Raw genomic sequence first — 9,430 nt, 5'->3', positions numbered from 1 at the left:
GAAGTGCAGCTCGAGGGTGACCGTGTCGCCCTCGGCCGGCTTGTTCTTCAGCCCCATGAGCATCAGATGGTTGCCGCCGCGGCCGAGCCGGAGCTCCCCGTTGGCGGGCACGGGCAGGGACGTGACCTGCTCCATCTTGTTGCCGACGGTCTTGTGGATCGAGATGTCCTTGGACAGGTCGCTGGTGACCGAGGTCAGCTTGTCCGCGGTGCCACCGGTGTTCTTGACGACGAAGAACGCACCGGCCATGTTCTCGGTGACCGGCTTCGGCATGTACGGGCCGGTGACCTTGAGCCGCGGGGCACTGTCGCCGCCGCCACAGCCCGCCAGCGCGAGGCCGGCGGTGAGGGCGAGGGCGGCGGCGAGGGTGGTACGGGGGCGGTTGCGGGTGGCGCGGCGGTTCACGGGTTCTGCCCCTTGATGATCTTCGGAAGTGCCTTGGTGTAGTTGCCGGAGGTCGCCTCCTGCATGCCCATCCAGTGGATCTTGTCGTCCTTGGGGGAGCTCAGCAGCACCTGCGCGCCGTGCGTGGAGACGACATCGCCGTTCTTCTTCTTGACCGGCTTCTCGATGCCGATGTTCGCGCTGCGCGCGCCCGCCTGGATGGTGTCGAACCTGCCGGTCAGACCGATGAAGTTCTTGTTGATGCCGCCGAGCCACTTCTTGAGGGCGGCGGGGGTGTCACGCTCCGGATCGGAGGTCACGAACACGACCCGCAGATCGTCCTGCTCGGCCTTCGGCAGCTCCTTCACCGCGACGGCCAGGTTGGCCATCGTCAGCGGGCACACGTCCGGGCAGTTGGTGTAGCCGAAGTAGATCAGGGTCGGATGGCCCTTGGTCTTCTCCAGCAGGTCGTACTTCTTGCCGGCCGTGTCGGTCAGGACGAGGTCCGGCTTCTCGATCGGGCTGTCGAGCGTGATGATCGGCTTGGAGGTCGAGCCGGAGACGTCTGCGGCGGGCTTGCCGCCGTCGTCGTCGCAGGCGGTCAGGGAAAGGGCCGCGGCCGCCGCGAGGGCGGACGCGAGCAGGGTCCTTCTGCGCATGGGTCCTTCTGGAAGTGAGAGGGGACCGGGCCGGCGCGGGTGGCGCGCCGGCCGGTCGGTGATCAGGCGTTGCGGCGGCGGCCGGCGAACAGGCCGAAGCCGGTCCCGACGATGCCGGCGACGATGCCGATGACGGCCAGGACGCGCGCCGTGGTGTCACCGTCGTCGCTTTCCTTGCCCGCGGCCGTGGTTTTGGCGTCCTGGGCGACGTTCTTGGCGTCCGCTCCGCCGTGGTGGCCGTCCCCGGTCGCCGCGGTGAGCTCGAGCACCGGCGCCGGGTTCTCCGGCTCCGGGGCGCCCTCCTTCGTCGGCTCGATCCAGCGCACGACATCCTTGTTGTCGTACGTCTGCAGAGCCTTGAAGACCAGCTGGTCGGCGTCCTCGGGCAGCTGCCCGACGGAGACCGGGAACTGCTGGAACCGCCCGGCCTCGATGCCCTTGCCGTCCGCGGTCCAGATGATCTTCGTGGGCGCCTCGGTGATCTTCTCGCCGTGCATCTCGATCGGCTTGGCGAGCTTGGCCTTCTTCACGTCGACCTGCCAGCCGGGCACCGACTCCGGCATCACGGACGCCAGCGGGTGGTCGGTGGGCAGCGTGACCTCGAGCTTCACCGTCGAGGAGTCGTCGCGCTCATTGGGGACCTTGAAGTTGACGGTGGCGTAGCCGCCCTTCTCGGCGGTACCGACGGGCTGCACGCTGACGTGCGCAAAGGCCGGGCTCGCGAGCAGCAGCACGCTGCCTGCGGCGATGGCGCCCACGAGGGGCAGGCGGCGGGCGAGGCGCGGCATCTTCGGATCGCTCGACATCTTCGGCATACGGAAAACACTCCACAGGAAGGAGAAGCTGCACGGGGTGCGTCACAGTGACCGTGCAGATAACGGGTGTTGACAGACTGGCGCGCGTGCGGCGACGGCGCGAGAGCCCGTTCCCGTTCTGTGGGGGCGTGCTTCGCGTACGTCAGGCCGCGAGGGCGAGGGCGAGGGCGGCGGGGGCGGGCGGTCCCCGCCTGACGACACTGTGGTGGAGCGCGAGCTGCCGCGGACCGGGTTTGTCATCCCCGTACGAAACGGGGGCGCGCCGTGTCGCGTCGTGCGCCGTGCCGAGCTTCGCGAGCAGGGCACGTACGAGCGTGAGCGCCCAGCGCAGCGCACCGACCAGCGCCTGCGCGGCGACCTCACACGCCGTCAGGGCCGACAGTCGCACCAGCCGCCACAGCGCCGCCTCGCCACGTCGCAGCAGCCATCCGACGGCGAGCGCCGCGAGCAGATGCCCGAGCAGCATGGGCAGCGACGGCAGCAGGCAGTGGGACATCGCCGAGGGCGACATCACCGAGGGCGACATTGCCGGGTCGCCGACCGCCGAAGCGGAAATCCCGGACATGCCGGCCATACCGGCCGGGCCGCCGGACCCCGCGGGGCCGCCGGCCCCACCTCCCGGAATCACCGTGCCCACGCCACCGGATCCCAGAATCCGCCGCGCGTCCGCGCCGCTCAGCCGGCCGGTGCCCAGACCGCAGGTGATATGCCGGGCAATGGCGACCGCCGCCTGGTCCGACAGCCCGCGGAGACCACCGGGGCCACCGATGCCACCGATGCCGCCGATCCCACCGGCCTTTCCGGCCGCGGGCACCGCCATCACGTGCTGGCCCGTCGCAAACACCGCATGCAGCGCGAGCTGGCCCACGGCGAGCCCCGCCGCGATCCCCGGCAGCGAGCGTTCCCGCCCGGCCAGAGGGGCCGCGACAGCGAAGACGGCGGCGCAGGCGAGGCCCAGCGTCCACAACGGGACGGCGGCGAACGACGCGATCATGTGCCCGGCAGCGGACAGCGCGACGCAGACCGCGGTGAAGACCGCGGCCCTCAGCAGCCGCAGATCGGCGGCTGCGCGCGCTGTGGGGGCGGGCGGGGCAGACATGGCGGCGACATCATCCCACTGTCCTTATTGCCCGCCTGCGGCAGGGCGCCGCTCGGCGTCGCGTCCAGGGGGCGGCAACGGCGCCCGGCGGGGCGCGCGGGAGCGCGCGGGGGTCGGTACACCTCCGCCTATGCGCTCGCTGCCCGCCTCCGCCGAATGAGCGGCGTCACGTCCCGGAAAGGCTTACGGACCATGTGGTGCGGCAATAGGTATCGGTATGTCGAGCGGTGGCCAGGAGGCTGGAGCATGAGCATCTGGTGGTCCCTCCAACTGCGGCGCGAGGCCGCGAGCGTGCCACTCGCCCGTCGTCTGCTGCTGGGCACGATGGAGACGGCCGGCGTCGACCCGGACATCTGCTACGACCTCTCGGTCGCCCTCTCCGAGGCCTGCGCCAACGCCGTCGAGCACGGCGGCGACGCCCCCACCGGGGACTACCGCGTCACGGCCTTCATCGACGGCGACACCTGCCGCATCGAGGTCACCGACTCCGGCCCCGGCTTCCGTGGCGCACACACCCCGGCCCCGTCCCACACCCCGGCGGACCGCACCCCCGCGCCCGTACGCAGTCCGGCGCAGGCCCCCGCAGACGCCGAGGACGGCCGAGGACTCTTTCTGATCGAGGCCCTCACCGACCACGTCCGCTACCGCAACCGCACCGGCAGACGCGGCGCCGTGGTCAGCTTCGACAAGATCCTCAAGTGGCGGGAGGGCGCGGCGCTGCCGATGGCGTCGTGACCGGTCAGGCGTCGGAAACCGGGCTCTGACCTGCTGAAACCAGCTGTGCCGGAGGTTGTGCGGCGGCCTGGTCAGTGCAGGATGACCGTCCAGAAAGCGCCCAGCACCGGATAGTCGTACGCCATGTACAGGTTGCCCATGGCTTTCCTCCTGCCACTCGCAGTCGCCTCCAGGCTCCGCCGCTCCAAGGGCCTGAACACCACCCTCTGCGGGTGAAGCAGGCAGCGGGCTCCTGGCGGGCCCGCGCGGGCCGGGGGCGAGCCGGGCCAGCCGCCGCGGCGCCCGTGCACTTCTCGTCATGGGGCAGCAGCCCTGGTGAGCCGTTCCGTGGGCAGGTGGCGGGTGAAGGTGAAGCTGACGAGTGTGATGCCGGCGGCCGCAAGAATCGCGGCCTTGAGGCTGTTCAGCTGGGCCTGGGCGTAGGCGTCCACCACCGCGTCGGCCTCGGCCGGCGGCAGTGAGGCGCGCTCGGTCGCCGCTCGGATCTCGTCGGTGCTCACGAAGCTGACCCCGGCTTCCATGGCGATACCGGCCTGCTCGCGCACCGTGTCGGAGATCTTCGGGTTGTCCTCGATCTGCGTGGTGAATGCGGTGACCAGGGCACCGATCAGGATGGAGCCGATGAGGGCGGTGCCGAGGGAGGAGCCCAGGTTCTGGGCGGTGTACTGCAGGCCGCCCACCTCGCTGCGCTCGGACTCCCCGACGCTGGACTGCGCGACGTTGCCCAGCTGCGAGGCGAGGAGCCCCATGCCGAGTCCCAGCAGGGCCATCGCCAGGGCGAAGGACAGGTCGTCGATGCGGGGCTTGATGGTGGCGAGCAGCCACACGACGGCGAGGAACAGCACCAGCAGGCCGGCCCGTACGACCGTGCGCGGACCGGTGTACCGGCCGAGGAGGGGGCCGCTCATGGCGGACACCAGCATGGTGATCGACACCGGCAGCAGCCGCAGACCGGTCTGGAACGCGTTGAATCCCTGCACCACCTGCAGATAGAGGGGGATGGTGAAGAACAGGCCGAGCAGGATGAGGTTCTGGGCGAGCAGCATGCCCAGGCCGGAGCGCAGTGGCGGGATCGTGAACAGGGCGAACCGCACCAGCGGCTCCCGCCCCCGGCTCTCCTGCCGTCGCTCCCAGGCCCGGAACAGCCAGAGGACGACGGCGCCCGCCGCGATGAAGAAGAGGGTGAGGGAGAAGCCGAAGACCGTGATCGGGGAGTTACGGGGTTTCAGCCATCCCCAGGAGCTGCTCTGCAGGACACCCAGGACCACGATGGCCAGGCCGACGGCCGACAGTACGGCGCCCACGGTGTCGAGCCGGGGCCGTGGCTCCGGCCGCGGGTGGTCCTCGACCCACCGGATGAGGCAGAGCATGGCCACCACCAGGACGACCTCCCCGGCGAAGACCAGCCGCCACGTCAGATACGTCGTCAACCAGCCACCGAGCAGCGGGCCCACCGCGATGCCCGCCCCGGCCAGCCCGCCGATGACCCCATAGGCGACGGCCCGGTCCCGGCCGGTGTAGGCACCGGCCACGAGCGCGGCCAGGGCCGGGAGCACCAGCGCCGCGCCGAGTCCCTCGATCACCGACCAGCCGAGCGCGAGCACCCACAGGGTGGGGGCCACGGCGGTGAGCGCGGACCCCGTTCCGTACACGACCAGTCCGAAGGCGAACATGCGGCGGCGGCCGAACATGTCGCCGAACTTCCCTCCCGTGATCATGAAAGCGGCCATGATCAGGGTGTAGAGGGTGATGACGGCCTGGATCGCGGTGACCTCGGTGTCGAAGTCCTCGACCAACTGGCTGATCGATACGTTCATCACCGAGGTGTCCAGCACCATCAGGAACTGTGCCGTGCCGAGGATGACCAGTGGCCGCCAGCGCCCCACTGCGTGCACCTCCACAGGTTCCGAAGTGCGGCACGGGTCGGTGATCGGCCGTCACGAAGGCTCAGCCTAGGCGCCCAATGGATGGATTTGTCCGATTGTCCGGTGTCGCGTCACCCGACCGGGTGCGGACGGCCGGGTCCGGCCAGAGGCAGTCAGTGCTGGAGCCCGGCCTTGAGGGCCACGATGATCAGGCCGAGGAGAAGATTGACCGCGCCGGCGACCACCACCAGGCGACGCGAGGCGCCGGCCCGGACCACCGCGACGCTCGCCCACCCCACCTGCTCGGCCACCGCCACGCCGAGCGCCAGCCACGCCCCGCCGTCCGGCCCGAGCCCCAGCACAGGACTCACCGCCACGGCGACGGCCGGCGGGACGGCCACCTTGACGATCGGCCACTCGTCCACGCAGACCCGGCGGATCTCCTGCCCGCTCAGGGACTCATGCACCAGGCGCTCCCCGACGAGACGGGCGTAGACGTGCGCGGCCCAGAACACCACACCGGTGCCGAGCAGGAGCAGCACGAGCTCCAGCCGCGGAAAGGACCCGAGCGTTCCCGCCCCCGCCACCACCGAAGCGGCGAGCAACGATCCGTAGACCGCGCCCGCGTAGTCGGTCTTCCGGGCCGCAGTGGCCGCAGCGGGCGCAGTGGCCGCAGCGGGCTCAGCGGGTTCCTGCCCCGTGGCCCCGTCGTGCTCGGCGTTGTGTCCTTTCACCTCTCCAGCATCCTGGGGAACGGCAGGTCGCGCAGGACAGGCCACGGCGCCCGGGGCCGGGAAGTTCTACCGGAGCAGCGCCCCAAGGTGTCGGCAGGGCTGTCATGGTTGCGGCAGTTGGCGCAGCTCCAGGACCCGCAGGCCCAGGTCCTGGAAGCGGATGAGCAGCCCGTGGAGGTGGGCCTCGTCGGTGACCTGGCCGAAGAGGACCGTCTGCTCCGGAGCGGGCATGTTCTCCAGCTCGGGAAACGCCTCGGCCACGACCGTCGACAGATGGCCGGTCACGCGGAACTCGTAGCGCATGAGCGTGCCCTCCCCTCCGTCGGTGAAGTCGCGCCCTTCGATGCTGGACGGCCACCCGGCTCGGACGCATCACCCGGACAAGGTGACCTCCCCGCCGGTGACCTCTCCTTTCCCGCTCGTGGGCCGGAGCAGATGTCGTGGATCAGAGCTGGAGCAGATGTCGTGGATCAGAGCAGATGGAGCTCCCGTGCACGCCGTACGGCATCGCTGCGGCGGGAGACCACGAGCTTGCGGTAGATGCTGCGCAGATGCGTCTTGACCGTATTGACCGACAGATGCATCGCTTCGGCGATCTCTTGCGTCGACATCATCTGTGCACCGTGCCGGAGCACTTCGCGCTCACGATCGGTCAGCTGTTTCACGATGACGGGCGCCGGTGGACAGCCGTCTGTGCGGGATGTGCCGTTGACGCCCCCCGGGCGGGCGATGAGCCACGCGTGCCCCCTCGTCAGGTCGGGCCGCTGCTCCAGCAGGTGCCACAGCCAGGGACCCGCTTCGGTGAAGGGCCGGCGCAGTTTCTCGGGGCGAGCGGTGGCCAGCGCGCCGCGGAGCAGGCGGTGTGCCGTCTCGGTGTCCTGGGTCAGGGTCGCGGCGCGGACCTGGAGCAGGCGGATGCGGATCTGCTCTGCGATTCCGGCGTCCGGCCGACCGTTCAGGGGCGCGAGGAGGCCGAGGGCCCGGCCGAGGTCCCCGGCGGCGAGCCGGGCCTGGGCGAGGGCGAGGGTGTGCGCCGATCCGTCAGGGCCGACCTCGTCCAGTACGGCGATCGCCGACGCCGGGTCGCCTCGGGCCAGCTGGGCCGCGGAGCGCGCCAGGGCGAGGTGCTGCGCCGGCCCCGGGGCCGGCGGTCCGGCAGGGGCGTTGCCTGTCTCGACGGCCGCGAGTGCGGCGTCCCACCGGCCGTCCGCGAGGTCCAGCCGGGAGCGGGTGACGGCGATCTCGGTGTCGGTAATCGGGTCGTGCCCCGCGTCCGGCAACCGGGATGCAAGGTCGAGATGACGGCGGGCCTCCCGGCGGTCGCCTCGCTCGAGGGCAACAGTGGCCAGGGCGAGATGGGCGATCCCGGATCGCCGGGCCGGCGGGACAAACCGGTGCCCGGCGACCTGGAGAGCGAGCCGGGCGTGTTCCTCGGCCCGGCTCAGCGCCCCGTGCTGGGCCTCCAGCAGGGCCAGTCGGCCGAGGCAGTGGTGTCGGACGGCTTGCGTCACCTCGCCGGTGCAGCCCTCCACCGCGTGGGTGAACGCCCTCCGGGCGTCGTCGGGACGGCCGGCCAGTTGCAGCGCGCACGCCAGCCCGTACCGCCGCAGGCCCTCGATCTCCGGGTGCGCCTCCACCAGCGGCCGCGGCACCTGCTCGGTGAGTTCGATGGTTCGCCGTGCCGCGGCTTCCGCCGCTGCTGTCGGGTGACACACCTTGCCGCCGCCTTGCGCGGCGGGTGCGGCGAGAAGAGCGAGCAGGGAGAGAGCGAGCCGAGCTTCCGGCGAGGGCTGTGCTCCCGGCTTGCGCAGGGCTTCCTCGGCCCGGCTCAGCCGCGCCCGGCAGCCCGCGGTGTCGTACGCGGCGAGGGCACAGGCACCCGCGACGAGCTCGGGGGCGGCTCCGGCAAGATCGCTGGGCATGCGGGAAAAGATCCGCTCCAACCGGTGGGCGGCACCGCCGGTGAGCAGCTGTCCGATCTCCAGGCGGCTCACCACACGAGCACAGACCCATGCCCAGTCGTCGGCTGCTGCGGCCTGTTCCACCGCCTCCGCGAGCCTGCCTGTGTCGGCGAACCAGATTGCGGCCCGGCGACGCAACCGGGGTTCGAGACCAGGCCGGTGATGGCGCAGATGCATGCGCAGCACTTCGGAGAACAGCGGCTGGTAACGGCACCACGGCGTGGCATCGATCGGTTCGACGAAGACGTGCGCACGGGTGAGTTCGGCCAGGATCCACTCGGCGTCCTCGCGTCCCGTCAGCGCGTTCGCCAGGTCCGGGTGAACCCGGTCGAGAATGCTGCTGCGCATCAGCAGATCCTGGGTGGCGGCGGGCTGGGCGTCGAACACTTCGGTGAGCAGGTAGTCGGCGAGGGCGCTCTGGGACGCGGCGAACGACCGGGCGAACCCGGCCGGGTCGTCGGCCCGCTGCATCTCCAGCGCACACAGCCGCAACCCGGCCGCCCAGCCCTCCGTGCGCGCCAGGAGAGCATCGGCGCTCTCCTCGTACCGCCCCAGGCCGTGTCCGCGCAGCAGCTGCACGGTCTCCTGCCGTGTGAACGCGAGGTCGGCACCACGAATCTCCCGGATCCTGCCCTCGGCGCGGTAGCGGTGCAGCGGAAGCAGCGGGTCGACCCGGCTGATCAGCACCAGGCGCAGCTGCGGTCCCGCGTGGTTCAGGACGAAGTCCAGGCCCGAGGCCACCTCCCGTACGGGCACGCGATCAAGGCCGTCGAGCATGAGCACGACCGGCCGGTGCAGGTGTGCCAGCGCGGACGCAAGCCTCGCGAGCAGGGAGTGATCGACGAAGTCGGCGGAGCCGGGCCGACCCACCTCCTCGGGCAGCACGATCCGGTGTCGGCTCAGTGCCTCGAGGACGTACGCCCAGAACACCCCGGGCGCCCTGTCGTCGTACTCGGCGGTCAGCCACACCACAGGGCCCGGTGCGCTCCCCGCACGCGCCCATTCAGCGGCCAGAGTCGTCTTCCCCGCGCCTGCCGGCCCCGTGATCAGGGTCAGCGGTCCTGCCGTGCCCTCGGTGAGCCGGTCCAGCAGCCGCTGCCTGCGGACCGCTTGCCGCGGGACTGCCGGGAGGGCGGCCTTCGCGGCCAGCAGCGGGTCACCGGACGGCCCCACATGCG

General features: G+C 71.3%; 9 protein-coding genes. 1 reads left to right on the top strand and 8 read right to left on the bottom strand.

What is annotated here, in order from left to right:
• The 4 genes from AB0D04_RS14845 to AB0D04_RS14830 form a co-directional block, all read right to left on the bottom strand.
• The coding region (locus tag AB0D04_RS14845) for a copper chaperone PCu(A)C (RefSeq protein WP_362702901.1) at positions 1-405 on the bottom strand (405 nt) is incomplete at its 3' end.
• A complete protein-coding gene (locus AB0D04_RS14840) occupies positions 402-1,043 on the bottom strand; it encodes an SCO family protein (protein WP_362702899.1) in 642 nt (213 codons plus the stop codon). The genes AB0D04_RS14840 and AB0D04_RS14845, both read right to left, overlap by 4 nt.
• 62 nt (positions 1,044-1,105) lie before the next feature.
• Positions 1,106-1,849, bottom strand: a complete 744-nt coding sequence (locus AB0D04_RS14835; protein WP_362702911.1) for a YcnI family protein — start codon at positions 1,847-1,849, stop codon at positions 1,106-1,108.
• Between the two features lie 151 nt (positions 1,850-2,000).
• Entirely contained in the window at positions 2,001-2,957 is a 957-nt protein-coding gene (locus AB0D04_RS14830; RefSeq protein WP_362702898.1) for a hypothetical protein, read from the bottom strand.
• A 246-nt stretch (positions 2,958-3,203) separates the two neighbouring features.
• Here AB0D04_RS14830 and AB0D04_RS14825 point away from each other — a divergent pair, with 246 nt between their 5' ends.
• Positions 3,204-3,692 carry an ATP-binding protein gene (locus AB0D04_RS14825; protein ID WP_362702896.1) on the top strand — a complete coding sequence of 163 codons (489 nt, stop codon included), beginning with the start codon at positions 3,204-3,206 and terminating at the stop codon, positions 3,690-3,692.
• A gap of 296 nt (positions 3,693-3,988) precedes the next feature.
• Here the strand turns inward: AB0D04_RS14825 and AB0D04_RS14820 are convergent, their stop codons facing one another.
• From AB0D04_RS14820 to AB0D04_RS14805, 4 genes are all read right to left on the bottom strand, one after another.
• Positions 3,989-5,578 (bottom strand): MFS transporter, encoded by a 1,590-nt coding sequence (locus AB0D04_RS14820; RefSeq protein WP_362702909.1) that lies wholly within the window; start codon positions 5,576-5,578, stop codon positions 3,989-3,991.
• A 152-nt stretch (positions 5,579-5,730) separates the two neighbouring features.
• Positions 5,731-6,291 carry a hypothetical protein gene (locus AB0D04_RS14815; RefSeq protein ID WP_362702894.1) on the bottom strand — a complete coding sequence of 187 codons (561 nt, stop codon included), beginning with the start codon at positions 6,289-6,291 and terminating at the stop codon, positions 5,731-5,733.
• 102 nt (positions 6,292-6,393) lie between these two features.
• Positions 6,394-6,594, bottom strand: a complete 201-nt coding sequence (locus AB0D04_RS14810) for a hypothetical protein (protein ID WP_362702892.1) — start codon at positions 6,592-6,594, stop codon at positions 6,394-6,396.
• Between the two features lie 167 nt (positions 6,595-6,761).
• Positions 6,762-9,425, bottom strand: a complete 2,664-nt coding sequence (locus AB0D04_RS14805; protein WP_362702890.1) for a LuxR C-terminal-related transcriptional regulator — start codon at positions 9,423-9,425, stop codon at positions 6,762-6,764.
• Between the last annotated feature and the right edge of the window lie 5 nt (positions 9,426-9,430).

The organism is Streptomyces sp. NPDC048483 (assembly GCF_040651455.1).
GTDB lineage: Bacteria > Actinomycetota > Actinomycetes > Streptomycetales > Streptomycetaceae > Streptomyces.
This window is presented reverse-complemented; position numbering and strand designations above follow the sequence as displayed.